Origin of the sequence: Streptomyces sp. NBC_01264 (assembly GCF_026340675.1) — a bacterium.
Taxonomy (GTDB): Bacteria; Actinomycetota; Actinomycetes; order Streptomycetales; family Streptomycetaceae; genus Streptomyces.
Genome location: NZ_JAPEOX010000001.1, coordinates 4,593,401 through 4,617,954 on the forward strand (window position 1 = coordinate 4,593,401; position 24,554 = coordinate 4,617,954).

At 71.5% G+C, this 24,554-nt stretch carries 21 protein-coding genes, 2 pseudogenes and 1 riboswitch; of the genes and pseudogenes, 10 read left to right on the top strand and 13 right to left on the bottom strand.

Translation table 11 applies throughout. The features are described 5' to 3' along the window. Window positions 1-167: 167 nt before the first annotated feature. The 4 genes and pseudogenes from OG435_RS50710 to OG435_RS21250 form a co-directional block, all read left to right on the top strand. A pseudogene (locus OG435_RS50710) lies at window positions 168-416 on the top strand (Rossmann-like domain-containing protein); the annotation flags it as partial. After that, window positions 413-1,465: a GHMP kinase gene (locus OG435_RS21240; RefSeq protein WP_266878751.1), complete on the top strand. Its 1,053-nt coding sequence runs from the start codon at window positions 413-415 to the stop codon at window positions 1,463-1,465. The pseudogene OG435_RS50710 and the gene OG435_RS21240, both read left to right, overlap by 4 nt. Further along, window positions 1,386-2,390, top strand: coding sequence for a pyridoxal-phosphate dependent enzyme (locus tag OG435_RS21245; protein WP_266878752.1), 1,005 nt, complete (start codon window positions 1,386-1,388; stop codon window positions 2,388-2,390). The genes OG435_RS21240 and OG435_RS21245 overlap by 80 nt, the downstream gene beginning before the upstream one ends. A gap of 198 nt (window positions 2,391-2,588) precedes the next feature. Then, window positions 2,589-3,676: pseudogene (locus OG435_RS21250) on the top strand (cytochrome P450 family protein). 87 nt (window positions 3,677-3,763) lie between these two features. On the opposite strand, the gene OG435_RS21255 reads toward OG435_RS21250, so the two are convergent. Continuing rightward, the gene (locus OG435_RS21255; protein WP_266881950.1) at window positions 3,764-4,951 is read right to left on the bottom strand and encodes a S8 family peptidase; all 1,188 of its coding nucleotides are present in this window, start codon (window positions 4,949-4,951) and stop codon (window positions 3,764-3,766) included. 447 nt (window positions 4,952-5,398) lie between these two features. Here OG435_RS21255 and OG435_RS21260 point away from each other — a divergent pair, with 447 nt between their 5' ends. Further along, window positions 5,399-5,755 (top strand): protease inhibitor I9 family protein, encoded by a 357-nt coding sequence (locus tag OG435_RS21260; RefSeq protein ID WP_266878753.1) that lies wholly within the window; start codon window positions 5,399-5,401, stop codon window positions 5,753-5,755. Window positions 5,756-5,777: 22 nt separating this feature from the next. On the opposite strand, the gene OG435_RS21265 is transcribed toward OG435_RS21260, so the two are convergent. The 4 genes from OG435_RS21265 to OG435_RS21280 form a co-directional block, all read right to left on the bottom strand. Next, on the bottom strand, window positions 5,778-6,380 hold the full coding sequence (locus OG435_RS21265) for a Uma2 family endonuclease (protein ID WP_266878754.1): 603 nt from the start codon (window positions 6,378-6,380) through the stop codon (window positions 5,778-5,780). 127 nt (window positions 6,381-6,507) lie between these two features. Continuing rightward, a complete protein-coding gene (locus OG435_RS21270; protein ID WP_266878755.1) occupies window positions 6,508-7,968 on the bottom strand; it encodes an alanine/glycine:cation symporter family protein in 1,461 nt (486 codons plus the stop codon). A 157-nt stretch (window positions 7,969-8,125) separates the two neighbouring features. Further along, window positions 8,126-9,001 carry a haloalkane dehalogenase gene (locus OG435_RS21275; RefSeq protein ID WP_266878756.1) on the bottom strand — a complete coding sequence of 292 codons (876 nt, stop codon included), beginning with the start codon at window positions 8,999-9,001 and terminating at the stop codon, window positions 8,126-8,128. Between the two features lie 93 nt (window positions 9,002-9,094). Continuing rightward, complete coding sequence (locus OG435_RS21280; RefSeq protein ID WP_266878757.1) at window positions 9,095-9,928, bottom strand: SDR family oxidoreductase; 834 nt, start codon at window positions 9,926-9,928, stop codon at window positions 9,095-9,097. A 98-nt stretch (window positions 9,929-10,026) separates the two neighbouring features. Between OG435_RS21280 and OG435_RS21285 the strand changes: the two genes are divergently transcribed. Then, complete coding sequence (locus OG435_RS21285; protein WP_266878758.1) at window positions 10,027-10,662, top strand: TetR/AcrR family transcriptional regulator; 636 nt, start codon at window positions 10,027-10,029, stop codon at window positions 10,660-10,662. A gap of 584 nt (window positions 10,663-11,246) precedes the next feature. Here OG435_RS21285 and OG435_RS21290 read toward each other — a convergent pair. After that, window positions 11,247-11,852, bottom strand: a complete 606-nt coding sequence (locus tag OG435_RS21290) for a phosphoribosylanthranilate isomerase (RefSeq protein WP_266878759.1) — start codon at window positions 11,850-11,852, stop codon at window positions 11,247-11,249. Between the two features lie 217 nt (window positions 11,853-12,069). On the opposite strand from OG435_RS21290, the gene OG435_RS21295 reads away from it, so the two are divergent. Then, window positions 12,070-12,567, top strand: coding sequence for a Uma2 family endonuclease (locus OG435_RS21295; protein WP_266878760.1), 498 nt, complete (start codon window positions 12,070-12,072; stop codon window positions 12,565-12,567). A 106-nt stretch (window positions 12,568-12,673) separates the two neighbouring features. Here OG435_RS21295 and groL read toward each other — a convergent pair whose 3' ends face one another. The 4 genes from groL to thrC all read right to left on the bottom strand — a co-directional run bounded on the left by groL (window position 12,674) and on the right by thrC (window position 16,949). Further along, on the bottom strand, window positions 12,674-14,296 hold the full coding sequence (groL, locus tag OG435_RS21300) for a chaperonin GroEL (protein ID WP_266878761.1): 1,623 nt from the start codon (window positions 14,294-14,296) through the stop codon (window positions 12,674-12,676). A gap of 376 nt (window positions 14,297-14,672) precedes the next feature. Then, a complete protein-coding gene (locus OG435_RS21305; RefSeq protein ID WP_008743607.1) occupies window positions 14,673-14,879 on the bottom strand; it encodes a cold-shock protein in 207 nt (68 codons plus the stop codon). Between the two features lie 428 nt (window positions 14,880-15,307). Then, window positions 15,308-15,586, bottom strand: a complete 279-nt coding sequence (locus tag OG435_RS21310) for a ubiquitin-like small modifier protein 1 (protein ID WP_266878762.1) — start codon at window positions 15,584-15,586, stop codon at window positions 15,308-15,310. Window positions 15,587-15,623: 37 nt separating this feature from the next. Next, window positions 15,624-16,949 carry a threonine synthase gene (gene thrC, locus OG435_RS21315; RefSeq protein WP_430625667.1) on the bottom strand — a complete coding sequence of 442 codons (1,326 nt, stop codon included), beginning with the start codon at window positions 16,947-16,949 and terminating at the stop codon, window positions 15,624-15,626. Next, window positions 16,943-17,099: riboswitch (SAM riboswitch) on the bottom strand. It overlaps the preceding gene by 7 nt. A gap of 196 nt (window positions 17,100-17,295) precedes the next feature. Here thrC and OG435_RS21320 point away from each other — a divergent pair. From OG435_RS21320 to OG435_RS21330, 3 genes are all read left to right on the top strand, one after another. Further along, the gene (locus OG435_RS21320) at window positions 17,296-18,273 is read left to right on the top strand and encodes a glucosyl-3-phosphoglycerate synthase (protein ID WP_266881952.1); all 978 of its coding nucleotides are present in this window, start codon (window positions 17,296-17,298) and stop codon (window positions 18,271-18,273) included. 240 nt (window positions 18,274-18,513) lie between these two features. Then, window positions 18,514-20,199, top strand: a complete 1,686-nt coding sequence (locus tag OG435_RS21325) for a hypothetical protein (protein ID WP_266878764.1) — start codon at window positions 18,514-18,516, stop codon at window positions 20,197-20,199. Between the two features lie 36 nt (window positions 20,200-20,235). Continuing rightward, window positions 20,236-21,714, top strand: a complete 1,479-nt coding sequence (locus OG435_RS21330) for an alpha,alpha-trehalose-phosphate synthase (UDP-forming) (protein ID WP_266878765.1) — start codon at window positions 20,236-20,238, stop codon at window positions 21,712-21,714. 148 nt (window positions 21,715-21,862) lie between these two features. Here the strand turns inward: OG435_RS21330 and otsB are convergent, their stop codons facing one another. The 3 genes from otsB to OG435_RS21345 form a co-directional block, all read right to left on the bottom strand. Next, window positions 21,863-22,711 (bottom strand): trehalose-phosphatase, encoded by an 849-nt coding sequence (gene otsB / locus OG435_RS21335; RefSeq protein WP_266878766.1) that lies wholly within the window; start codon window positions 22,709-22,711, stop codon window positions 21,863-21,865. A 65-nt stretch (window positions 22,712-22,776) separates the two neighbouring features. Continuing rightward, window positions 22,777-23,028 (bottom strand): DUF3263 domain-containing protein, encoded by a 252-nt coding sequence (locus OG435_RS21340; protein ID WP_266878767.1) that lies wholly within the window; start codon window positions 23,026-23,028, stop codon window positions 22,777-22,779. A gap of 59 nt (window positions 23,029-23,087) precedes the next feature. Continuing rightward, on the bottom strand, window positions 23,088-24,374 hold the full coding sequence (locus OG435_RS21345; RefSeq protein ID WP_430625771.1) for an extracellular solute-binding protein: 1,287 nt from the start codon (window positions 24,372-24,374) through the stop codon (window positions 23,088-23,090). Window positions 24,375-24,554: the final 180 nt, after the last annotated feature.

The following is a 24,554-nucleotide window of genomic DNA, read 5'->3' on the forward strand; positions in this document are numbered from 1 at the left end:
GGAGCCATCCGCGCGAAGTGGCGGGCCGTCGGGACCATCGCGGCCGCCGCCGGTACGAGGAAGCACGCGGCCGCGCAGACTCCGAGGACCGGTGTGACGCCGAAGGCGTCGATGGCCGGGGCGATCAGGGCGAGGCCGAGGAGACGCGGGCCAGCCGGTCCGGGGCGGTACTGGAGCGCGCGCAGGCCGTCGTCGCCACCGGCATGACCCTGAGCAACGGCACCTTCGACACCATCCTGGAGCGCTGCCGGTCCCGGGGCGTCCCGCTGGTCGTCTACGCGCAGACCGGCAGCGCCGTGGCCCGCGCCTTCCTCGGCTCCGGGGTGACCGCCCTGTCCGCGGAGCCCTTCCCCTTCTCCCAGTTCAGCGCCGAGGAGACGGTCCTGTACCGCTACCGGACGGCGGGCGGCGCGTGATTCCCCGTGCCGCCGCAGCCACCACCACCCCCGGCACCATCACCGGCACCGGGCAGGCCCCCTGCCACCACGGCGAGATCCTCCAGGGCGTCTTCCTCGACGCCGCCGGGCGCCGGTGCGCCGGACTGGTCACGCTCCCCATGGCGGGCCCCGGCAGCAGCGCCGCCTTCGTCCGCCGTCCCGGCGCGGGTCCCGGGGCGCTGACCGTCGTACCCGCCGACCGCACGAAGGCGGCGCGGGCCGCGGCCCTCACGGCCGCGGAGTGCGCGCGGCGGACCGGTCAGCCGCCCTGCGGCGGGGAGTTGAGGCTCAGCGGCGAGATACCGGTGGGCCTGGGCATGGGCAGCTCCAGCAGCGACGTGATCGCAGCCGTGCGCGCGGTCGCGGACTCGTACGGACTGCGGCTCGACCCCCCGACGGTCGCCGCGCTCGCCGTACGCGCCGAGCACGCCTGCGATCCGCTGATGCTGGGCGGCCGCCCGGTGCTGTTCGCCCAGCGGGAGGGCCGGGTCCTGGAGGTGCTCGGCCCGGCCCTGCCGCCGCTGGTCGTGGTGGGCTGCGCCCTCGGCGGGGGCGCCCCCGTCGACACCCTGTCCCTGCCGGCGGCCGACGTCGGCCGGAGCGACGTACGGGCCTACGAGCGGCTGCGCGCCCTGCTGCGCCGGGCCGTGGCCACCGGCAGCGCGGAGCTGCTCGGCGCGGTCGCCACCGCCAGCGCCCGGCGCGGCCAACGGGTGCTCGGCCACCCGGAGTTCGACGCGCTGACCGCCCTCGCCCGCCGGGTCGGGGCGGTCGGCGTGCAGATCGCGCACAGCGGCGCGGTGGCGGGCGTGCTCTTCGACCCGACCGCCCCGGGGCTGCGCCGCCGCGTCCGCGGCTGCCTGCACGCCCTGGACGCCCACGGCATCCCCGCCACCCGCACCTTCACGACCGGCACCACCCCTGCGCATGCCAAGGAGATCCCCCACCATGGACCAGCACATCGCGGAGTCGATCGGCCGGCCGGACCTGGTACGCCTCGACGACCGGCTCGTCTGCCTGCGCTTTGAAACGATGAAGGTGGTCTCCGCCCTCGCGGCGGTGCGCCACCTGCTCGACACCGGAGTCGTGCGCCGCGGGGACACCCTGCTGGACAGCTCCAGCGGGATCTACGCGTACGCCCTGGCCCTGACCTGTCACCGCTACGGCCTGCGCTGCCACATCGTCGGCTCGGCCACGGTGGACCACACGCTGCGCACCCAACTGGCCGTCCTCGGGGCGACGCTGGAGCAGATGGAGCCGTGCAGCGACCTCGAACTCGACCAGAAGCGGCGCGTCGAGCGGATCCACGAGATCCTCGCCGAACACCCCGAGTACCACTGGATGCGCCAGTACCACGACGAGGTCCACTACCTCGGCTACCGCGCGATCGCCGACCGGATCCGCGAGGCCACCGGCACGGCGGACGGGCTCACCGTCGTCGGCGGGGTCGGCTCGGGCGCCTCCACCGGCGCCCTCACCCGCTACCTCCGCGAGGACGCCGCCGACGCTTCGGATGTCGAACTCGTCGGCGTCCAGCCGTACGGCAGCGTCACCTTCGGCTCCGAACACGTCACCGACACCGAGATGATCATCGCCGGGATCGGCAGCTCCATCCTCTTCGGGAACGTCGCCCACGCGCTGTACGACACCCTGCACTGGGTCTCCTTCGACGCCGCCCTCGCCGGCAGCGTCGACCTGCTGCGCCGGCACGCGGTCTTCGCCGGTCTGTCGACCGGCGCCGCGTACCTCGCCGCACGCCACGAACGCGAGCGCTCACCCCACCGCACGGTCCTCTTCATCGCCCCCGACACCGGCCACCGCTACGTGGACACCGTCTACGCGAGGCACCGCGAGGCCGCCCCGATCGCGGACCTCGCCCCGCGCGAGGTGACGGACCGGAGCGAGCTGGCCCTGCCGTGGTCGCGGATGCGCTGGAACCGGGCGGCGGTGTGAGCGGCGGCGTGAGTGTCGGCGTGTGTGTCGGTGCACGAACGAGCAGTGAAGGGGCGGCGGTTCGGGCAGAGAAGCGCCTTCCCCCGTGCCGTACCGGACGCCGTCGATATGTACTGAACGGCGAGTCCGCCGCAGCCGGCCGCCCCTCTCCCGCGTCACGCTCCGGGCCGGCGCCCCCGCGAACCCTCTGGAGAGCCCGTGACAACGAGTGAGCGCATCGTCATCGACCCGTTCGGCGCCGACATTCCCGGTGAGGCCGCTCGGCTTCGAGCCATGGGCCCCATCGTCCCCGTGGAACTGCCCGGTGGTCTCCCCGCGTGGGCACCCACGGGACACGACACCCTCAAGGATCTGATCCTCGACCCGAACGTCAGCAGGGACGCCCGGCCCACCGGCGCACCGAGGCGCTGCGCTCCCGGGTCGAAGCGATCTCCGGCACGCTGCTCGACCGGCTCGCGGCCCGCGAGGAGGAAGTGGTCGACCTGATCGAGGGGCTCGCGTATCCGCTGCCCCTGCGGGTGATCTGCGAATTGGCGGGCGTTCCGGACGTGTTGCTGGACGCGGTCCGCCGTCTCATGAACGCCGTCGTGTCCACACCGGAGACACCGGAACACGGCGAGCTCATCCAGCAGCAGGTCCTGGAGGTTTCGGCCGCCCTGATCGCCTACCGGGAGGAACACCCGGGCGAGGACCTGACCAGTGACATGATCCGGGCCGAGGAAGCGGGGGACGGCTCCACCAGCGACGAGATGAGCAAAACACTGCTGCTCGTCATCGGCGCGGGATTCGAGACGACGGTCAACCTGATCGGCAACGCCGTCGTGGCCCTGCTGCGCGACCCCCGGCAACTCGCCGCGGTCCGGGCGGGCGCCGTCGGCTGGGACGATGTGATCGAGGAGACGCTGCGCGTCCACCCGCCCCTGGCCGCGGTGCCGCTGCGCTTCGCGGTGAAGGATCTTCAGGTCGGCGGCGTCACCGTCCCGGCCGGCGACGCCATCATCACGACGTACGGCGCCGCCGGGTGGGACCCCGACCGCCACGGTCCGGACGCGCACGCGTTCGACGCGGCGCGCGACGGCGAGGAGCACATGGCCTTCGGGATCGGCGTTCACCGCTGCATCGGCGCCCCGCTGGCGCGGATGGAGGCCCGGACCGTGCTCCCCGCCCTGTTCGAGCGCTTCCCCGACATGAGCCTCGCCGCGGACCCCGACGAGCTGCGCCAGGTGGACTCCTTCATCGCGCTCGGCTGGCGGGAGATACCGGTACGACTGCACGGCCGCGGCTGAGCGGGCACGCGGCCCTCCGAGAGGGCGGGCCAAGAGGACCCGCCCGTCAGCCGCCCGTCAGCTGCCCGTCAGCCGCCCGTCAGCCGCTCAGAGGCCGTTGGTGAACAGCAGCCGGTTCGGGGAGGACTTGCTGACGCTGCTCAGGACGTCCTTCGTGGACTCGTTGTCCAGGTATTCGGCGATGTCCTGCGGGGTCGCGTTCGGGTTCGCCTGCTTGTAGAGGACGGCCACGCCCGCGACGTGCGGCGCGGCCATGGACGTGCCGTTCAGGGCCACGCTGCCGCCGCCCAGCTTCGCGGAGACGACCGCCTCTCCGGGCGCGTACAGGCTCACGCAGCTGCCCCAGTTGGAGAAGCTGGTCTCCTCGTCCCACTGGTTGCTCGCCGCGACCGTGACCACCTTCCCCGCCGACGCGGGCGAGACGCCGCAGGCGTCCTTCGCGGAGTTGCCCGCCGCGATGACCGGCAGGACGCCCGCGTCCGTTACGGCGTCGGCCGCCGTGTTCACGGCCTCGGACTTGTCGCCGCCCAGGGAGGCGTTGAGGACGGCGGGCTGCTTGGCGTTCTTGGCCACCCAGTCCAGGCCGGCGATGATCCCGGAGTAGTCGCCCGTGCCCTCGCAGTTGAGGACCCGGACGCTGACCAGGGAGGCCTTGCGCGCCACCCCGTACGTCTTGCCGGCGACCGTGCCCGCGACGTGCGTGCCGTGGCCGTTGCAGTCCAGGCCGTCGCGGCCGTCCTTGATGGCGTCGAAGCCGAAGGTGGCCCGGCCGCCGAACTCCTCGTGCGTGTAGTCGATGCCCGTGTCGAGGATGTAGGCGGTCACCCCCGCGCCGTTGCCCTGGGTGGTGAAGGTGTTGTCGAGCGGCAGTTCCTTCTGGTCGATCCGGTCCAGGCCCCAGGAGGCGGACGGCCCGCGCAGGGCGGTGGCCGTCGCCGGCACCCCCGAGGGGGCCGAGACCTTCGCGTCCGTCTCCACCGACTTCACGCCCAGGGCGACGCGGGCGAGCTCCAGCTGGAGCTTGGTCATGGGGACGGCGAAGCCGCTCATGGCCTTGGTGTAGAGGAACTTCGGCTTGAGGCTCAGCCGCTCCGCCACCTTGGCCGGGTCGTAGCCCGGCTCCAGCGTCACGATGTACTGGCCGGGGATGGCGTTGGCCGAGATGGTCAGCGGCACCGGGGTGGGCTCGGGCGCGGCGTCCGCGGACGCGGAACCGACTGCCACGGGGGTGACGGCGAGCAGGGCGGCGGTGGCGGCGCGGGCGAGCAGGCGCATGGACATCGAGGGAACTCCCGAAGGGTGGAGGGGCATGCGGAAGCCGCCTCCGTTCGACGGGAACACCGATGCGGCACCCGTCCCGGAGTGCGACCCTCCCCTTCATCGGCGGCCCCGCCGCGGGTCTTGACCGGACCGGACCGGCCGTCCGGCCGCGCCACGGGCCCGTGCAGCCCGCCGCGGGCTGATTCTCGTACCGACTGAAGAAAGGATTCCGTCCACTGTTCTCCCGGCCCTCCCGGCCCTCCCGGCCCTCCCGGCCCTCCCGGCCTGCGCGGCCGGCCTCGCGCCGGTGCGGCGCCGACCGGCAGGTTCACCCGTACGGAAGGCACCGCGCGCGCATCCGGGGAGGGGCGCATCCGCGATCTCTCCCTTCACCCCCGCGCGCGACCGCCGCGCCGCCCGGGGTCGTTGACCGCGCCGGCCGTACGTGGTGGCCTCGCCGTCATGCGTACCCGTACGAGCTGGACCCTGCCGACGACCCTCGCCGCCCTCGCCCTGGCGGCCTCGGCCGCCCTGCCCGCGCACGCCGCCATCCCCGCCCCCGCCCCCGGCCCGGCGGCTCCCGCGTCCCGTACGGCCCCGGCCGAGTGGCCGACGTACATCGTCACCGTGCACCGCGGCCTGGACCCGGCCGCCGTCGCGGACGCCTACGGGATCACCCCGGTCCACGTCTACCGCCACGCCCTGAACGGCTTCAGCGCCCGCCTCTCCCCCGACCAGGTCGAGTCGCTGCGCTCGACGGCGGTCGTGACCTCGGTCGAACAGGACGGCCCGGTCGCGGTCTCCGGCCCGGCGTTCTAGCCGTGGATCAGTCAGCCCTGGATCAGTGCGGGAAGCTCCCCGTGTCCAGCGTCAGCGCGAAGGGCTCGGGGAGCCGCAGCTCGTCGCCGAAGGGGACGCGGGCGGCGTGCTTGTAGGCGCCGCTGTGCGGTGCGGTGAACAGGGTGGCCGTGGGGCCGTGCTCGTCGAAGCGGTCGACGAGGAGGTAGACCGGGACGGGGGCGTGGGCGTAGGCCCAGAGCTTCTTCTTCCGGTCGTCCTCGGCGTTGCTCTGGGAGGTGATCTCCACGACGAGCAGCGCCTCGGCCGCGTCGACGGGGTCGGAGACCTCGGCTGCCACGTCGTCGACCAGGGCGGCGGGGACCACCACCAAGTCCGGCATGTAGAGCTTGCCCAGCGCGGCAATGTGGATGCCGAGCGTCTGGTAGACACCCCACTCGGGCGGCACGACCCCGTACAGGGCGCGCTGCACCCTTTCGGCGATTCCGTTGCGGTGGCGGTGGGGCGGTGGCACCAAGGCGATCTGTCCTCCGTCGATCTCGGCGCGCCAGCCCTCCGGCACGTCCAGATCACGCCAGCTCTGCAGCAGGTACTCCCACGTGCGGCCGTCGGCGTTCCGGTCGGGCTCGACCATGGCTGCGGTCATCGCGGGTCTCCTCTCCTGTGGCATATGCCAGCGAGCGTAGACAGACGGGTTCACGGCGTGTGGCCGCTTCGTTCAGCGTCCCACGATCGGGTGGCGCACGCCGTAACCTCCGCGCACGGGCAACCCGCTACACCCGTTCCGGCGCCTGCGCCGACGGGACCACCGTGCGGACCGGGTCCCAGCACTGGACGCCCTTCAGGTCCGGCATGCGGTCCCGGGTGAAGACCGGCTCCAGGCCCGCCCGGCGCTGGGCGAGGTAGTCGTCCAGGAGGCGGAAGGCGATGCCCGACAGCGGGATGATCGCGGCGAGGTTGATCAGCGCCATGAGGCCCATGAACACGTCCGCCAGGTTCCAGACCACCGACACCGAGCCGAGCGAGCCCAGGACGACCGCCGACAGGACCAGCGCCCGGTACCCCGGCAGGACCCACCGCTTGCGGGTGATGAACTGGATGTTGGTCTCGCCGTAGTAGTAGTTCCCGATCATGCTGCTGAAGGCGAGCATGAAGACCACCACGGTCAGCAGGTGTCCGGCCCACCCGCCCAGCGTGTCGCTGAGCGCCGTCTGCGTCAGGTCCGCGCCCTGGCGGCCCGACAGCTCCGGGTTGGTGACCAGGACGATGAAGGCCGTCATCGTGCACACGAGCAGCGTGTCGAAGAAGACGCCGAGGGACTGTACGAGGCCCTGCTTGACCGGGTGCGAGACCTCGGCGGCGGCGCCCGCGTTCGGGGCGGAGCCCAGGCCCGCCTCGTTGGAGAACATGCCGCGCCGGATGCCCTGCTGGATCGCCGCACCGATGCCGCCGGCCGCCAGCTCGCGGAAGCCGAAGGCGCCGCCGACGATGTCGGCGATGACCCGGGGGAACTCGGTGATGTTGAGGAGGACCACCGCCGCGCCGAGGAGGAGGTACACGATCGCCATCACCGGGACCAGGACGGTGGTGATGGACGAGATCCGCTTGACCCCGCCGAAGACGGCCAGGCCCAGCAGGGCGGCCAGCAGCACGCCGAGGGAGGGGCCGAACCAGTTCGACCCGTCCGCGTCGGCGAGGGAGCCTGAGGCGACGGCGGTGATGGTGTTGGCCTGCACGGCGTTGAAGACGAAGCCGAAGGTGAGAGTGATCGTCACGGCGAAGAGCACCCCGAGCCAGCGTTTACCGAGCGCCCGCTGCATGTAGTACGCGGGACCGCCCCGGTAGGCGCCTCCTGCGTTGCGCACCTTGTAGAGCTGGGCGAGGGCCGATTCCACGAAGGCGGAGGCCGCGCCGATCAGCGCCATCATCCACATCCAGAAGACGGCGCCCGCGCCGCCCAGGGTGATCGCGGCGGCGACACCGGCGATGTTGCCCGTACCGACGCGCGCGGCGGCCGAGATCGTGAAGGCGCCGAAGGACGAGACCTGCTTGCGGCCGTCGGCGCGCGGCGGGGTCTTCTCCTTCACCACCCGGAACATCTCGGGAAGCAGGCGCAGCTGCACACCCCGGGAGCGGACCGTGAAGTACAGGCCCGCACCGACCACCAGCGGAATCAGCAGGTAGGTCCAGAGATGATCGTTGACGTTGACGATCACCGAATCCAGAGTGTCCATGATGCGAAGTCTCCCCGGGGCGGAAGGCCCACCGACAGGGACCTACGTCCGCCGCCGAAGGGTCCGAAGACCCTCGCCGCGCGCCCTTCGCCCCCTTCTCGCCGGGAGGACAACCGGCATCCGGCATCCGGCATCCGGCAACCAGCCCCCCGGGCTGCTACCGCCACAGCCCGTGCCGCTCCGCCCAGTCCGCCACCGCCGCCGCGACCAGCAGCGGGTGGTCCTCGGGGGTGTGATGCCCGGCGGGCACGTCGTCGTGCCGGGCGAGTTCCAGGCCCGCGATGTTCGCCGCGCACCACTCGACGGTCTCCGGTCCCGTCATCGCCCCGGGCCACGGAGCGAAGGTCAGCAGCAGCTTGGGCGTCGCGGGGCTCGCCGCGAGCCACTCCCCGTACGCCGCCACACGCGCCACCACCTCGGCGGGTTCCCCGCCCAGCGGCATCGACCGGGCCCACTGGAGCAGCGGGCGCCGGCTCTCCCGCGTCGGGTACGGGGCCCGGTACACGTCCAGGTCGCGCGGGTCCATCGGGCGGACGCCGCTGCCGGCCAGCCCCTCGACGAACCCGTTCGCGTCGAGGAGCATGGCCTCCCCCACCCCCGGGGTCTTGATCGCCCGGAACAGCTCGCGGCCGCCCTCCGGGAACTCCTCCCAGCTCATGGGCTTGACGATGGTCTCGGTGAAGGCGATCCCGCGCACCCGCCCCGGAAGCCGCGCGGCCCGGTCGAAGGCGAGCGCGCCACCCCAGTCGTGCCCGACCAGCACCGCCTGCTCCAGCCCGAGCGCGTCGAACCAGGCGTCGAGGTAGCGTGCGTGATCAGCGAAGGTGTAGTCGAGGGCGGGCTTGCCCGATTCCCCCATCCCGACCAGATCCGGCGCGAGCAGCCGGGCCGGACCGCTGCCGAGAGCGGACAGGACCCCCCGCCAGAGGTAGGAGGAGGTCGGGTTCCCGTGCAGCAACACCACCGGCACACCAGCCGGGTCACCGGCCTCCCGATAGTGGACCGTCGAGTCGAGTACGGGCTGTACGGGCATGGGTACGGGTCCTCCGGGGGGGCTAACGGGGCAGGCGGGCCGACCGGGGTCAGGCCGGCAGGCCGAGCAGGCCACTGGGGCAGGTCCGGGCCGTCAGCGGAAGGCCGGTGCCATGCGGGTCGCCCAGGTGGTGAAGGGGTGCGGGGGGCGGCCGAGGATTTGCTCGACGGCCGGGCTGACGGCCCGTTCGGCGGCGATCGGAGTGCCCAGGATCGACAGGGTGCCCTCCACCGCCGGCTCCGGCATGAAGGTCAGCATCTGGGCCCGGGCCTCCTCGGGGCTCTGTTCCACGAACCGCACCGGCTCGCCGATCGCCCCGGCGATCGCCGCGGCCCGCTCGCGCGGGGTGACGAGGGCCGGGCCGGTCAGCTCGTACGTGCGGCCCGCGTGCCCGGAGCCGCGCAGGACGGCCGCGGCGACCTCGGCCACGTCGGCCGGGTCGACCGTCGGCAGGCCGACGTCCCCGAAGGGCGCGGCCGCCGTGCGGTGCGTACGGATCGACTCGGCCCAGGCGAAGGCGTTCGAGTCGAGCCCGCCCGAGCGCAGGACCGTCCACTCCAGTCCCGACCGGCGGACGGCCTCCTCGAAGGCGGCCGGGTGCGCGTACTGCTCGGGCCGGGTCCCGACCCCCTGCGAGGACAGCAGCACGACCCTGCGTACGCCGGCCTCCGCGGCCAGATCGAGGACCGCCCGCGGATCCTCGCCCGCGACGAGCAGGAACAGGGCCCCGCCCGTCGCCCCGGCGAGGGCGGGCCGCAGGCTCTGCGGTTCGGCGAGGTCGGCCCGGTGGTGGCGGACGCCCTCGGGCAGGGCTGCCTCCGGCGCCCGGCGGGAGACGGCGGTGGCCCGCTCCCCCGCCCCCTCCGCCGCGAGGATCCGTACCAGTTCGCTGCCGACGTTTCCGGTCGCACCCGTGATGACGAACATGAAAGGCTCCCGCCCGAGAAGTGAAGTGAGTTAGTTGACTGACTTACTCGCGAGCCCGACCATAGCCCCTCGCGCGGCGCCCGTCTACACTTAGTCAGGTGACTTACTCAGATGCTGCTGCCGCCGAAACGGCCCCGGAACCCCCTGCGGACCGCCCGAAGGCCAAGCCGGGCGGCAAGCGCGGAGGCAAGCGCGAACGCCTCGCCGCGGCCGCGGCCCAGGTCCTGCACGAACAGGGCATGGAGAAGACGACGATCGCCGACATCGCGCGCGCGGCCGACGTCCCGCTCGGCAACGTCTACTACTACTTCAAGACCAAGGACCAGCTCGTCGAAGCGGCCATCGACGCCCACGCGCAGCACCTGGCCGGCCTGATCACCGCCCTGGACGCGCTCCCCACCCCCCAGGACCGGCTGAAGGCCCTCATCTCCGGCTGGGTCGAACAGCGCGACCTCACCGCCCGCTACGGCTGCCCCACCGGCTCGCTCGCCTCCGAGCTCGACAAGCGCGACGACGGCCTCGACCAGACGCTCGCCAAGGTCATGCGGGTGCTGCTGGACTGGGCGGAGCGGCAGTTCCTCGCGATGGGGCGCGCGGCGGACGCCCGTGAGCTCGCGGTCGCCCTGATCGCCTCGTACCAGGGCATCTCCCTGCTCACGAACACCTTCCGCGATCCGCAGCTGATGGCTTCGGAGGGGCGGCGGCTGGAACGCTGGATCGACTCGCTGGCCTGAGCGGGCGGTGCGGCTGCGCGGGCGAAGTCCCCCTTACCGCTGCGCGGGGCCGGGCCGCGGCTGCGACGCCTCTGCCGCTGCGCGGAGCTTGTCCCCTACCCGCCCTTCCACCGTTCCCCGGGCCAGCCCGGACCCGCGCCTCAAACGCCGGCGGGGCTGGGAGGGCCCCGGGCTGCGCCCGGACCCCCTGGGGCTCCGCCCCAGACCCCGGTCCTCAAACGCCGGACGGCTGGAAAACCAAACCCCGGCCGGAGCTGAAGTGTCCCCAGGCCGGGACTGAGCTGTCCCCCGGCCGGGGTCGGGGGCTGCGGGGCCAGGGCCGGGGACGGGGGCGGGGTGGGGTGTTGGCCGGGACGTAAAGCGTGATTTGTGGCGCACAAAGAAGCCACAACTATCGAACGTCGGGGACAAGGCGCCTAAATCATGCAGTCCAGGCCAACACCCCACCCCGCCCCCGGCACCGGCCCCCCACCGCAGCCAACCCGCCGCACCGGCCAACCCCAGCCCCGCCGGCGTTTGAGGCGCAGGGGTCCGGGGACTGGTCCCCGGCAACGGCGCCGCCGCACCAAGACAGCCGCGGCGGCTCAGCCCACCCCTCGCGCCGCCGCGATGAAGGCCCGGATGAGATCCGGGGACTTAACCCCCCGCTCGCTCTCCACACCGCTGGAGACGTCCACACCCCAGGCACCGGTGACCGCAACGGCCTCCCCCACGTTGCCCGGGGTCAGCCCGCCCGCCAGCAGCCAGCGGCCCTCGGGGGCCGTGAACTCCGCCGAGCCCCAGTTCCACGGCTTGCCGGAGCCGGGGTCCGGGGCGTCGAGGAGCAGCAGGTCCTCCCCGTACTCCCCGCAGCGCGACACGGGCCGCGCCGTCGCCCGCAGCAGGGTGCGTCCCTCCGCGCGCAGCGCCGCGAAGTCCTCCGGGCCCTCCTCGCCGTGCAGCTGCACGCCCCGTACGCCGCTCTCCTCGGCGAAGCGCCGCACCTCGGCGACGGACTGCCCCCGGAACACCCCCACGGTGAGCACCCCGTCGGGCACGTGCCCGATGAGCTCCCGCGCCGTCCCGGCGTCGACCGTACGCGGGCTGCCGGGCGCGAACACGAACCCGACGGCGTCGGCCCCGGCGGCCACGGCCACCTCGACGTCCCGGGCGGTCTTCAGACCGCAGATCTTCACAAAGGGATCGCTCATGTCGCCAGTCAACCAAAGGCCCCCGATCGGTGGTGATCCGTCTCGGCACCCGGGCGCGACCGCCCACGCGCCGCTAGCCTGGAACCAGGCTCACGCCCAGTACACGGCACGCCACGCCACGCGGAGGACGACGGTGACGATCATGATCGACCGGGCCACACCCATAGAGGCGACGTATCCACCGTCATTCGAGACTCTCCTGCACACGGTCGCGGAGATGGACACACCAGTCGGCTTCAAGGCCGAGCTCATCCGGGGGAAGATCGTCGTGTCGCCGTTCTCCACGCTGCGCTACCTGCGCAGCATGCGTGCGCTTCGTGAGCAGCTCAAGGCCCATGCTCCCGAGGGGTACATCACCGAGACCTCGCCCATCCTCTTCCGGTTCCCCGCCGCAGAGCGAGCCTACGGACCCGACCTGTTCGTCGCAGACGAGGCTGCCTTCGACGAGGAGGGCCGTCACGCGGACAGTGCGGCCCTGTCCCTGGTCGCCGAGTTCACTTCCGTATCCACCACGGACGCGGACTGGAACGAAAAGCTGGAAGTGTACGGCCGGCTGGTCCCCGTGTATCTGGTCGTCGACATGCAGGAGAAGGAGATCACCTGCTTCTCGGACCCCTCGCCGCACGGTTACCGCTTCCGTAAGACGGTGTCTTTCGGCAAGGACCTGCACGTGCCCGAGCCCTTCGACTGCACCGTCGACACCTCCACGTTCTGAAACGCCCGAGGGCGACCCCCCCTCCGTCAGGAGAGGATGCCGCCCTCGGTACGTACTACGTGGTGCGAACAGCCGATCTACCTACGGGCCGGAGCCCGGGGGTGGATCAGAAGTCCATGTCGCCGCCCGGCATGCCGCCACCGGCAGCCGCGCCGGCCTTCTCGGGCTTGTCGGCGATGACGGCCTCGGTGGTGAGGAAGAGGGCCGCGATGGACGCCGCGTTCTGCAGGGCGGAGCGGGTGACCTTCGCCGGGTCGATGATGCCCTCGGCGATCATGTCGACGTACTCGCCGGTCGCGGCGTTCAGGCCCCAACCGATCTGCAGGTTGCGGACCTTCTCCACGACGACGCCACCCTCGAGACCACCGTTGACGGCGATCTGCTTGAGCGGGGCCTCCAGCGCGAGCTTGACGGCGTTGGCGCCGGTCGCCTCGTCGCCGGTGAGCTCCAGCTTGTCGAAGACCGAGGAGGCCTGCAGCAGGGCCACGCCGCCACCGGCGACGATGCCCTCTTCGACGGCCGCCTTCGCGTTGCGAACGGCGTCCTCGATGCGGTGCTTGCGCTCCTTGAGCTCGACCTCGGTCGCGGCGCCGGCCTTGATGACCGCGACACCGCCGGCGAGCTTCGCCAGGCGCTCCTGCAGCTTCTCGCGGTCGTAGTCCGAGTCGGAGTTCTCGATCTCGGCGCGGATCTGGTTGACGCGGCCCTGGACCTGGTCGCTGTCACCGGAGCCGTCGACGATGGTCGTCTCGTCCTTGGTGATGACGACCTTGCGGGCGCGGCCGAGCAGGTCGAGACCGGCGTTCTCGAGCTTGAGGCCGACCTCCTCGGAGATGACCGTGCCGCCCGTGAGGATGGCGATGTCGCCGAGCATGGCCTTGCGACGGTCACCGAAGCCCGGGGCCTTGACGGCGACGGACTTGAAGGTGCCGCGGATCTTGTTGACGACGAGGGTGGAGAGCGCCTCGCCCTCGACGTCCTCGGCGATGATCAGCAGCGGCTTGCCGGACTGCATGACCTTCTCCAGGAGCGGCAGCAGGTCCTTGACCGAGCCGATCTTGGAGTTGACGATCAGGATGTACGGGTCGTCGAGGGACGACTCCATGCGCTCCATATCGGTGGCGAAGTACGCCGAGATGTAGCCCTTGTCGAAGCGCATGCCCTCGGTGAGCTCGAGCTCCAGGCCGAAGGTCTGCGACTCCTCGACCGTGATGACGCCTTCCTTGCCGACCTTGTCCATGGCCTCGGCGATGAGCTCGCCGATCTGGGTGTCGGCGGCGGAGATGGAGGCCGTCGAAGCGATCTGCTCCTTGGTCTCGACATCCTTGGCCTGCGCCAGCAGGGCGGCGGAGACGGCCTCGACGGCCTTCTCGATACCGCGCTTGAGGGCCATCGGGTTCGCACCGGCGGCCACGTTGCGCAGGCCCTCGCGGACGAGCGCCTGGGCGAGAACGGTGGCGGTGGTCGTACCGTCGCCGGCGACGTCGTCCGTCTTCTTGGCGACTTCCTTGACCAGCTCGGCGCCGATCTTCTCGTACGGGTCCTCGAGCTCGATCTCCTTGGCGATGGAGACACCATCGTTGGTGATCGTGGGGGCGCCCCACTTCTTCTCAAGGACGACGTTGCGACCCTTGGGGCCAAGGGTGACCTTGACGGCGTCGGCGAGCTGGTTCATCCCACGCTCGAGGCCGCGGCGGGCCTCCTCGTCGAACGCAATGATCTTGGCCATCTGAAGTGGTCCTCCCGGACAGCGGTGGATTGCTCCCGGACCGCGCCCGCGCCCGCGACGGACGGCCTGCGTGCCCGGCGGTTCCTGCCCACCGGACCCTGCGGGCCTCACCGACCCGGTCCTCGAATATCAGCACTCTCACCCGGAGAGTGCTAACGCCAATGATTAGCACTCGACCCCCCCGAGTGCAAGCGGCTTCGGGCAACCCGGGATGAACACCCGGACGCCGCAAGGGCCCGGGAGCCGCCACGCACGAGGGGCCCCCATCCCGTGTCCAGGATGTGGGCCCCTCGTACATATGCCGTTGTGCCGTTGTGCCGTCGTGCGCGGCCGCTGTGCGTGACCGCGTACGTGTCGGTGGTCGATCGCGGTCGGACTAGCCGGCGGCGAGCTTGACCATATCCGCCTGCGGACCCTTCTGGCCCTGCGAGATCTCGAACTCGACCCGCTGACCCTCTTCAAGGGTGCGGTACCCGTCCATCTGGATGGCGCTGTAGTGGACGAACACATCCGCACCACCGTCGACCGCGATGAAGCCGTAGCCCTTCTCCGCGTTGAACCACTTGACGGTGCCCTGAGCCATGCCTAACTCCCCTATTACTGGCCCTTGCGCGGGACCGCACTTCGCGATCCCGGGTCAGAACTTGCGCCGGAACGCCTCGACCGGGGCTGAATGTATCCGCACGGCTGCTGTCTGCAACAGGTCATTCCGACGAGAATTCTGGACACGGCAAAAGATTGAAATAGGGTGAAAACCCGGAATATTCCTGGGCAACTCGGGCCGGACAAACCACACCAAGGGCCCATAGCGCACTTGCATGTTGACTCAATGTCAACCCTCCCGCGGCCCGCTCATATGCGGCGGGCAAGAACAGCGGAGGGGACTTCCCCAACTCTACCGCGCCCAACCCAGCAGAATTGCCCCCTCCGTTTGGTAACGGAGGGGGCAATTCAGTTACTGCGAGGTCTTACGAAGGCCGCACGACGGCCGTACGAGGGCTGCCGGAAGGTTCAGCAGCCGCCCGCGACGGCGGGGATGATCGAGATGCCGGCGCCGTCCGGGGTGGACGTCTGCAGTCCGCCCTCGAAGCGCACGTCGTCGTCGTTGACGTAGACGTTGACGAAGCGGCGCAGCTTGCCCTGGTCGTCCAGGACGCGCGCGGCGATGCCGGGGTGGTTGGCCTCCAGCGACTGGATGACCTCTTCGAGGGTCGCGCCCTCGGCGGCGACCTCGGCCTGGCCGCCGGTGTAGGTGCGCAGGATGGTGGGGATGCGGACGTTGACGCTCATGGCGCTACTGCCTTTCCGGTGTGCAGGGAGAAAGAGATCAGGCCAGGTTGGCGGCGCGGAACGCGTCCAGGCTGGGGCGGATGGTGGCGGTCTGGCCACCACCTTCGGCCACCGCCTCCAGGGTCTTGAGGCCGTCACCGGTGTTCAGGATCACGGTGGTCAGCGTGGGGTCGAGCTGCCCGTTCTCGACGAGCTTCTTCGTCACTCCGACGGTCACGCCGCCCGCGGTCTCGGCGAAGATGCCCTCGGTCTGGGCGAGGAGCTTGATGGCCTCGACGACCTGCTCGTCGTTGACGTCCTCGACGAACCCGCCGGTGCGGCGCGCGATGTCCAGGACGTACGGGCCGTCCGCCGGGTTGCCGATGGCCAGCGACTTGGCGATGGTGTTCGGCTTCTGCGGGCGCACCACCTCGTGACCGGCCTTGAAGGCGGTCGAGACGGGCGAGCAGCCCTCGGCCTGGGCACCGAAGATCTTGTACGGCTTGTCCTCGACGAGGCCGAGCTTGATCAGCTCCTGCAGACCCTTGTCGATCTTCGTGAGCTGCGAGCCGGACGCGATCGGGATGACGATCTGGTCGGGCAGCTGCCAGCCGAGCTGCTCGCAGATCTCGTATGCCAGGGTCTTGGAGCCCTCGCCGTAGTACGGGCGCAGGTTGACGTTGACGAAGCCCCAGCCCTCGCCCAGCGGGTCGCCGATGAGCTCGGAGCAGAAGCGGTTGACGTCGTCGTAGTTGCCCTCGATGCCGACCAGGTCGCCACCGTAGACACCGGCCATGACGACCTTGCCCTGCTCCAGGTCGTGCGGGATGAACACGCAGGAGCGGAAGCCGGCACGGGCGGCCGCGGCGCCGACGGCGCCGGCCAGGTTGCCGGTGGAGGAGCAGGACAGGGTGGTGAAGCCGAAGGCGCGGGCGGCCTCGACGGCGATGGCCACGACGCGGTCCTTGAAGGAGTGCGTCGGGTTGCCGGAGTCGTCCTTGACGTACAGCTTGCCGGTGACGCCGAGCTCCTTGGCCAGGTTGGCCGCGTCCACGAGCTTGGTGAAGCCGGGGTTCAGGCTCGGCTTGGAGGCCACGTCCGCCGGGACGGGCAGCAGCGGCGCGTAGCGCCAGATGTTGTTCGGGCCGGCCTCGATGGCGGCGCGCAGGGCTTCCGGGTCACCGAGGGGCAGCTCGTAGGCGACTTCGAGCGGTCCGAAGCACTCGGCGCAGGCGAAGATCGGGCCGAGCTCGAAGCGGGTACCGCACTCACGACAGGAAAGGCCGGTGGCGGGACCGAGATCGACAGAGGTGCTCGAAACAGTGGTTTCGGCAGAGGTTGCGACAGACTGTGCAGCCATGATGGCGAGGCCCTTTCTCCTCATCTTCCCCATGGCGCACTTCGCCATGAGACGGAATTGGCACCTTCCCTAGCCGGGGACCTCGCTGCGGCGCTGGAATGCGCGATCGCGAGACCGACTGGAGGGTTGCCGGGGCTTCAACGGGCCGTGTCCCTCTGCCCCTCTGGATGAGCGGTATGGCACCGGCACACGCGCTCTATGGCGCGCCGGTGCGTTTGTACGCGGGCCCCCCGGCATGCGGTGGGCCATCGCGTTGTTCAAGACTGTAACCGAAGGTCCGGGGGGTTGAGACAGCCGTCCGAACCGCGAGATGGATCACAATTCGGTCCAAACCAGTGAACGATCAGTGAAGAACCAGGGAGTGCTGAAGGTGCTGGAAGAGGTGGAGCGCTGGTTGGCAGACCGCTCCTGGTCCGCCGCCGACCGACCGCTCGGCCAGCTGCTTTCCGCCAAGCGGGCAGCGGGGAACACGGTGAGCGTGGTGTTGCCGGCGCTGAACGAGGAGGCGACGGTCGGCGCGATCGTCGAGGTGATCCGGCGCGATCTGATCGAGGGCCTGCCGGTGCCGCTGGTGGACGAGCTCGTCGTGATCGACTCGGGCTCCACGGACCGCACTGCGGAGGTCGCCGCCAAGGCCGGGGCCCGGGTGGTGCACCGCGACGAGGTCCTCCCGCGGATCCCGGCGCTCCCCGGCAAGGGCGAGGTGCTGTGGCGCTCGCTGCTGGCCACCACCGGGGACATCGTCTGCTTCGTGGACGCCGACCTGCGCGATTTCTCGGCCGCCTTCGTCTCGGGGATCGTCGGCCCGCTGCTGACCGATCCGGACGTGCGGTTCGTCAAGGCGATGTACGACCGCCCCCTGGGCCAGGAGTTTGAGGGCCTCTCCTCCGCCAAGGCCCACGGCCAGGGCGGCCGGGTCACGGAGCTGGTGGCCCGTCCCCTGCTCAACCTGCACTGGCCGCAGCTGGCCGGCTTCGTCCAGCCGCTGGGCGGCGAGTACGCCGTACGCCGCGAGCTGCTGGAGCGGCTGCCGTTCCCCGTGGGCTACGGGGTCGAGCTGGGGCTGCTGGTGGACGCGCTGCACACGGCCGGGCTGGACGCACTGGCCCAGGTGGACGTGGGCGTCCGGCTGCACCGCCACCAGGACGGCCAGGCCCTGGGCCGGATGGCCGCGGCGATCTACCGCACGGCGCAGGTCCGGCTCTCGCGCGGACACCTCGTACGCCCCGAGCTGACGCAGTTCGAGCGCGGCCCGGAGGGGTTCGTACCGCACACCTACGCGGTGGACACCGAGGAGCGGCCTCCGATGCGGGACATCGAGGAGTACGCGCGCCGTCGCGTGGCGTAACGTCCGATCCATCCCCTATCGGGCTAATTTCCCCCTCATGGGGTTCATACGTTTCAGACATGCCAGAACTGCCAGACATGTATCCAGACATGTCTGGGGATCCGCCCTCGCGGTGGCCGGCGGCGCGGCGCTGCTGCTCGGCTCGCTGAGCGGACCGGCCGCCGCGGAGGTGGTCTCCCCCTTCGAGAAGGCTACGACGAGGCGCTCTACGGGGACTTCGTCACGGTCGGCAACACGGTGATGGGGTGCCCCCAGGCACCGCCCGCCGAGGCCGCCGAGTGCGCCGAGTGCGCCGAGTGCGCCGAGGTCCAGCGCGGCGGGGGCACGAAGAACAACAACGACTTCGTCGCCCGCCCGGTGGACGCGGCCGGACTGGGGACCCCCACGGGCACCTCCGGCAGTGCCCGGCTCACCGTGCCCCCGGGCGCGCAGGTGGCGTACGCGCGGCTCTTCTGGGGCGGCAACAACGGCACCTACAAGCTCGGCTCGAACCTCATCAAGCGCTGCGACGTCTCCGGCGGGGACGCGGTCCCCGGTCCCGGCGAGCCGCTGACCACCCGCCCGGTCATCAAGGTCGGCTCGGCCGCCGCCCGCCCGGCGACCCTGTCGAACATGGTCGAGGACCCGCCGCGGACGGGCGGCCCGCACTACTACACGGGCGAGTCCGACGTCACCGCCGCCTTCGCGGACGTGGCCATCGGCTCCCCGGTGACCGTCGCCGTGGGCAACGTCTGGGCCCCGCGCGGGCGAGGCTGCGTGGCCGGCTGGTCCCTGACGGTCGTGTACGCGTACCCCGGACCGAACGAGCACGCGCCCGAACGGCGCAACGTCTACGTCTACGGCGGCCACGCGCTCCAGCGCTCGGCCGACCCCGACACCACGGTCCGTGTCAAGGGCTTCTACCGCACCGGCGACGGCCCGGTCCGGGCGAGCGCGACGGCGTACGAGGGCGACCGGAGCACCAAGGGCGACCAGTTCCGGGTGAACGGCGCGAACATCGCCGACCCCGCCAACGGGGCGACCGACAACTTCTTCACCAGCTCGGCCGACGGCTCGCTGGAGCCGAAGCACGCCAACAACCTGAGCATCGACGCGAAGTCCTTCGACGTCCCGGCGACGGCGCTGCCGCCCGGGGCCACCGCCGCCGACCTGACGTTCCGCACGCGCGGGGACACGTACGTCATCTCGCAGTTCGCGCTGGCCGTGCCGGTGCCGGACCTGGAGGTGAGGAAGACCGCCTCGCCCGCGAAGGCGGTCGCGCCCGGTGACACGGTGACCTACACGATCACCGCGAAGAACATCAGCAGCCTGGACTACCCGGACGCGAAGCTGACGGACGACCTCACCGAGCTGCTGGACGACGCCGCCTTCGACGGGGTGGTGACGGCGGACCTCGGCTCGGCCGCGTACACGGCGCCGAAGCTGACCTGGACGGGCGACGTCCCGAAGGGGAAGACCGCGACGATCACCTACGAGGTGAAGGTCAACGACCCGCTGACCGGCGACGGCAAGCTGACGAACCACGTGGTCGCGCAGAGCGGCCGCACCAACTGCGAGGACGACTCGAAGGACCCGGCCTGCGCACCGGCCCCGCCGGTGATCACACCCCCGGACCCGTCACCGTCACCGTCACCGTCGACCTCGCCGTCGCCGTCGCCCTCGACCAGCCCGTCACCGTCGCCGAGCACGTCGCCGTCCCCATCCACCTCACCCACCACACCCACATCCCCCACCACTCAGCAGCCGCGACCGCTGCCGGAGAACCCGGTGGACCCGGGGGCGGGCTCTACGGTCTCCCCGGGCGGGAACCTGGCCACCACCGGCTCCGACGGGCGGCAGCTGTGGCTGATGGGCACGGCGGCCGCCACGCTCACGGCACTCGGCGGTGTGGTCTTCCTCTCGGTACGGCGGACGCGCAGGCGCTGACGTTTGACCGGAGGCGAGGCGGGCTAGGTTCGCCGCATGGCTTCCCAGGTGCTCGTCGCCGCGAATCGCGGCCCTCTCTCCTACGCCCTCGCCGCGGACGGCACGCTCAGTGCCCGCCGCGGCGGGGGCGGACTCGTCTCCGGCCTCTCCGCCGCCCTCGCGGAGCAGCCGGACGCGCTGTGGATCTGCGCGGCGCTGTCGGACGCGGACCGGGAGGCGGTCCGGCGGGGGGTCTCCGAGCCGGGCGTACGGATGCTGCCGATCGACCCGGAGATCTACGACGGCGCGTACAACGGCATCGCGAACTCGGTGCTGTGGTTCCTCCACCACCACCTGTACGAGATCCCGCGCGAGCCGGTCTTCGACGCGGAGTTCCGGCGGCGCTGGGCGTCGTACGTCACGTACAACGAGGCCTTCGCGGCGGCCCTCGCGGAGGAGGCGGCCGAGGGGGCGGCGGTCCTGATCCAGGACTACCACCTGGCCCTGGCCCCCGGAATGCTCCGGGAGCTCCGCCCGGACCTGCGGATCGGGCACTTCACGCACACTCCGTGGGCCTCGCGGGAGTTCCTGCTGATGCTCCCGGAGGACATCCGGAGCCAGTTGGTGTGGGGGATGCTCGGGGCGGACCGGCTGGGGTTCCACACGGGGGAGTGGGCCGACAACTTCATCACCGGCGCGCACCTCGACGACGCGACCGGCATCGCGGAGCCCTTCTGGCCCCGGGACGGGCAGTCCGGGGTGTGGCACCGCAAGGCGCCCGCGGGCAACGGCGGGAAATACGGGGAGAAGCGCTTCGCCTCGGTGACCCCGTACCCCCTCGGCGTGGACGGGGACGAGCTGCGCGCGCTCGCGCACCGGCCGGAGGTGGACGACAAGCTGGCGGCGCTGCGGGCGGAGGTCGGCGATCTGAAGACGATCGTGCGGGTGGACCGGACGGAGCTGTCGAAGAACATCCTGCGGGGGCTGCTGGCGTACCGGGAGCTGCTGATCACGCACCCCGAGTGGCGGGAGCGGGTCGTCCACCTGGCCTCCGCCTACCCCTCCCGGCAGGACCTGACCGTCTACCGGGAGTACACCGAGTCGGTGCGGGAGCTGGCGGCCTCGATCAACGAGGAGTTCGGCACGGACGGCTGGCAGCCGGTGCTGGTCTCCGTCGAGGACGACTTCGCGCGGTCCCTGGCGGCGTACCGGCTGGCCGACGTGGCGCTGGTCAATCCCGTGCGGGACGGCATGAACCTCGTCGCGAAGGAGATCCCGGTGGTCTCGGAGGCGGGGTGCGTGCTGGTGCTGTCCACCGGGGCGGGGGCGTACGAGGAGCTGGGCGCGGATGCGCTGACGGTGAACCCGTACGACGTGACGGCCACGGCGGATGCCTTGCACGCGGCCCTCTCCATGCCGGCGGCGGAGCGCGCGGACCGCACGAAGCGCCTCGCGGTGGCGGCCACGGCCCTCCCCCCGGCCCAGTGGCTCACGTCCCAGCTGGACGCGCTCCGCGCGCCCGCTCCTCCTTCTTAACGCGCCCCTCGCACCGCTGCGCGGGCTTCGCACCGCTGCGCCAGCCTCCGGCCGGCGGTGGCCGGGCGGGGCTGCCGCCAGCGCCGACCCGCCACCGCCGGACGGAGTCCGGCGCAGCGGTGCGGGCGGTGCGTCAAGAAGTTGCGGGCTAGGCCGCCAGCGCCGCCGCCAGGGCTGCGAGGAAGGTGACGACCTGGGACGGGCCGGACAGGGTCAGGTCCGCGCGGGCGGCGAGTTCCGGGACCTCCGCCGAGCCGCTGCACAGCAGCAGGCCCGGCATCCCCCCGGCCCGCAGCTTCTCCACCGCGGAGTACGCCGCGAGGTCACCCAGGTCGTCCCCGGCGTAGAGCACGGCCTGCGCCCCCACCTCCGCGAGGTACTCCGTGAGCGCGACGCCCTTGTCCATCCCCGGCGGCCGCAGCTCCAGTACGGCCCGCCCCCGCTCGACCATCAGGCCGTGCCGGGCCGCCAGCCCCGCCAGGGGCTCGCGCAGGGCCGCGAAGGCCGCCTCCGGGTCCGCGGCGCGCCGGGTGTGGACGGCCAGTGCCTGGCCCTTCTCCTCGATCCACGTCCCGCGCCACGCACCGATCGCGTCCAGGAACCCGGGCAGCTCCGCCCGGACCGCCGCCACCCCCGGATGCTCGGCCGGAGCGTGCACGATGCCGCTCACGGCGTCCCAGCGCTCGGCTCCGTAGTGGCCGAGTACGACGAGGTGTTCCAGGCCGGGTACCCCGGCGAAGCCCCCGTAGCGGACGGCGACCCCGGCGGGCCGGCCGGTGACGACCGCGATGGAGCCGACCTCGGGGGCGAGGGCGGCGAGCGCGGGGACGGCTCCGGGGTGGGCCCGGGCCTGGTCGGGGTCGGGGACGATGTCGGCGAGGGTGCCGTCGAAGTCGAGGGCGACCACGGAGCGGCGCGGTGCGCGGAGCAGGGCTTCGAGTCCCTCGCGTCCGGCGGTGGTGACGGGCATCGGCAGATCGTGCGGATGGCTCCCCATACGCACGACCCTAACGGCCCTGCCGGGCCACGGCTACGGCGCGGGGCAGCACACCCCGGCCGCCACTACCGCCGCGCCCGCTGGGCCTCCCGGATGCGCCGCAGGCGGTTCACGGTGCCGGGTGCGTGCCGCAGCGCCCTGGGATCGTCCATCAGCGCGTTGAGCAGCTGGTAATACCGGACCGGGGGCATCCCCAGTCCTTCCCTTATGGCCCGCTCCTTGGCGCCGGGGCCGGGCCAGGTGCGGGCCTCGTAGGCCAGTACGGCCGCTTCGTCGGGGCTCAGCCCGCCGGGCGGCCTCTCGTCCGCGTCCGTCATACGGCCAGGTTAACTCCGGCCTCCGACAGCCCCCGCCCGGCAGGGACGAGCAGCGCGGATCAGCGCGGCTCGGCCTTGCGTCCGGCCTCCGCGATGTCCGCGAGGACCTTCCCGGGCTGCCCGCCCGGCTGCACGGCCTTGCCGATGTTCTTCTTGACGTCCTCGCTCACGGTCGCCCAGGACTTCTTGCCGACCGGGTAGAGCCGCGCGTTGGGCAGGGCGCGCAGGAAGGTCTTCAGCTCCGCCGAGGAGGACCCCGTGGAGGCTTCCATCGCCCGGGAACCGCTGGTGGTCACCGGGAGCAGGTCGTACTTCTCGGTGAAGGTCGTCACGTTGTTCGCCTCGTACAGGAAGTCCAGGAACTTCCCGGACTGCATCTGGTGGCCGGTCTTGAAGGCCATCACCCAGTCGGCGACGCCCATGGTGGGGTGGCTGACCCCGTCGGCGGTCGGCATGGCGACCATGCCGTACTTCACGCCCTTGGCGGCGGCCTGCTTGAGCAGCGTCGGGTGACCGTTGAGCATGCCGACCTCGCCGCGCGAGAAGGAGTCGAAGGCGGCCTGGCGGTTCAGCTTGCCCGGTTCGACGGGGCCGGTCAGGCCCCCGCCGACGAGCTCGTCGCGCAGGAACTCCAGGGTCTTGACGTTGTTCGGGGAGTCGATCGCGTACTGCTCGTCGTTGTCGGCGTAGCCTCCGCCGCCCGAGAGCAGCCACTGCATCGTCTCGGCCTGCGCCTCCTCGCGGCCCAGGGGCACCGCGATGGGCGTGGGGACGCCGTCCGCCTTGAGCTTCTTGGCGGCGGCCTCCAGGTCGGCCCAGCTCTTGGGGCGCCAGGGGGTCTTGCCGTCCTTGGGGATGATGCCGGCGTCGGCGAAGAGCTTCTCGTTGTAGAACATCAGCCGGGTGCTGGCCACGAAGGGCAGGCCGTACTGGTTGCGCCTGACCTTGCCCGCGTCGGCGAGCGGTGCGAGGAAGTCGGCCTCGGTGTTCACGGAGAGCAGCTCGTCGGCGGAGTACAGCTTGCCCTCGGCGGCGTAGTCGGCGTAGGCGCCGATCTGGGCTATGTCGGGGGCCTCGCCGGCCTTGACCATCTCGGCGACCTTGGCGTCCACGTCCTCCCAGGAGTAGACGTCGACCTGGACCTTGATGCCGGGGTTCCTCTTCTCGAAGGCCGCGGCGAGGTCCTTCCAGTAGGGCTTGGAGGAGTTTTCCGGTTTGTCCCCGTAATCGGCCGCCACGACCTTCAGGGTGACCTCGTTGTCCCCGGTGAGGCCCGACACGGCGCCGCAGCCGGTCAGCGTCACCGTGGTCAGGCACAGTGCGAGACCGGACGCGGCGAGGTTCAGCTTTCTGGCCTGGACAGTTCGGGCCTTCACAGTTCTCGTTCCACCCCAGGTTGTTCCGTACGATTCGCGTAAAGGTCTACACCACTTTTGAGCCTGGTCAACATCCGGCCCCAAACGTGCACACGGCCTGCACGCGCACGCGCGTACGGACGTCGCTCACCGACGAAGGTCCTGAATTTG

Bases quoted from the DNA above. Each gene is read 5' to 3' on its own strand.
- OG435_RS21245 (WP_266878752.1), top strand. From the start codon at position 1,386: ATGGACCAGCACATCGCGGAGTCGATCGGCCGGCCGGACCTGGTACGC.
- OG435_RS21255 (WP_266881950.1), bottom strand. From the start codon at position 4,951: ATGCGCCTGCTCGCCCGCGCCGCCACCGCCGCCCTGCTCGCCGTCACC.
- OG435_RS21260 (WP_266878753.1), top strand. From the start codon at position 5,399: ATGCGTACCCGTACGAGCTGGACCCTGCCGACGACCCTCGCCGCCCTC.
- OG435_RS21265 (WP_266878754.1), bottom strand. From the start codon at position 6,380: ATGACCGCAGCCATGGTCGAGCCCGACCGGAACGCCGACGGCCGCACG.
- OG435_RS21270 (WP_266878755.1), bottom strand. From the start codon at position 7,968: ATGGACACTCTGGATTCGGTGATCGTCAACGTCAACGATCATCTCTGG.
- OG435_RS21275 (WP_266878756.1), bottom strand. From the start codon at position 9,001: ATGCCCGTACAGCCCGTACTCGACTCGACGGTCCACTATCGGGAGGCC.
- OG435_RS21280 (WP_266878757.1), bottom strand. From the start codon at position 9,928: ATGTTCGTCATCACGGGTGCGACCGGAAACGTCGGCAGCGAACTGGTA.
- OG435_RS21290 (WP_266878759.1), bottom strand. From the start codon at position 11,852: ATGAGCGATCCCTTTGTGAAGATCTGCGGTCTGAAGACCGCCCGGGAC.
- OG435_RS21295 (WP_266878760.1), top strand. From the start codon at position 12,070: ATGGACACACCAGTCGGCTTCAAGGCCGAGCTCATCCGGGGGAAGATC.
- groL (WP_266878761.1), bottom strand. From the start codon at position 14,296: ATGGCCAAGATCATTGCGTTCGACGAGGAGGCCCGCCGCGGCCTCGAG.
- OG435_RS21305 (WP_008743607.1), bottom strand. From the start codon at position 14,879: ATGGCTCAGGGCACCGTCAAGTGGTTCAACGCGGAGAAGGGCTACGGC.
- OG435_RS21310 (WP_266878762.1), bottom strand. From the start codon at position 15,586: ATGAGCGTCAACGTCCGCATCCCCACCATCCTGCGCACCTACACCGGC.
- thrC (WP_430625667.1), bottom strand. From the start codon at position 16,949: ATGAGGAGAAAGGGCCTCGCCATCATGGCTGCACAGTCTGTCGCAACC.
- OG435_RS21325 (WP_266878764.1), top strand. From the start codon at position 18,514: ATGGGGTGCCCCCAGGCACCGCCCGCCGAGGCCGCCGAGTGCGCCGAG.
- OG435_RS21330 (WP_266878765.1), top strand. From the start codon at position 20,236: ATGGCTTCCCAGGTGCTCGTCGCCGCGAATCGCGGCCCTCTCTCCTAC.
- otsB (WP_266878766.1), bottom strand. From the start codon at position 22,711: ATGGGGAGCCATCCGCACGATCTGCCGATGCCCGTCACCACCGCCGGA.
- OG435_RS21340 (WP_266878767.1), bottom strand. From the start codon at position 23,028: ATGACGGACGCGGACGAGAGGCCGCCCGGCGGGCTGAGCCCCGACGAA.